This is a genomic window from Chryseobacterium arthrosphaerae, assembly GCF_001684965.1.
GTDB lineage: Bacteria > Bacteroidota > Bacteroidia > Flavobacteriales > Weeksellaceae > Chryseobacterium > Chryseobacterium arthrosphaerae.
In genome coordinates, this window is record NZ_MAYG01000008.1 from 1 (window position 1) to 475 (window position 475).

1 protein-coding gene is annotated in these 475 nt (G+C 41.9%); it reads left to right on the forward strand.

Features of this window, described 5'->3' with window-relative positions:
- Nucleotides 1-475 (forward strand): alpha/beta hydrolase-fold protein (locus BBI00_RS15320; RefSeq protein ID WP_065399768.1); only part of this gene is annotated, 475 nt, incomplete at both ends.

The following is a 475-nucleotide window of genomic DNA, read 5'->3' on the forward strand; positions in this document are numbered from 1 at the left end:
GACCATCGACAGCTGGAGTTTTTATGATGAAAAAATCTTGCCTCAGCAAAGAATAAGGAATTATGAACGGTATGTACAGTTCCTGGTCCAGGAATTCGTTCCTTATATCCAAAAACTTCACAAAACCCACCGCGTTGCCGTTGCAGGAGCAAGTTTCGGGGGCTATCATGCCGCTAATTTTGCTTTCAGATTTCCGGATTTGGTTTCTCATCTGTTTTGTCTTTCCGGCGCCTTCAGTATAAGGAATTTTATGGATGGCTACTCTGATGATCTGGTATACTTTAACTGTCCGAGAGAGTTTGTAAGAAATGATGAAGCCTGGAAATATAAACACATGCATATTGTACTGAGCACTTCCGATCAGGATATCTGCAGGGATAAAAATGTTGAAATGGCTGAAATCCTCAGGATAAAAGGCATAGATTTCTGGTACGATGAAAGAAAATGGATAGGCCACGACTGGCCGCTATGGAGA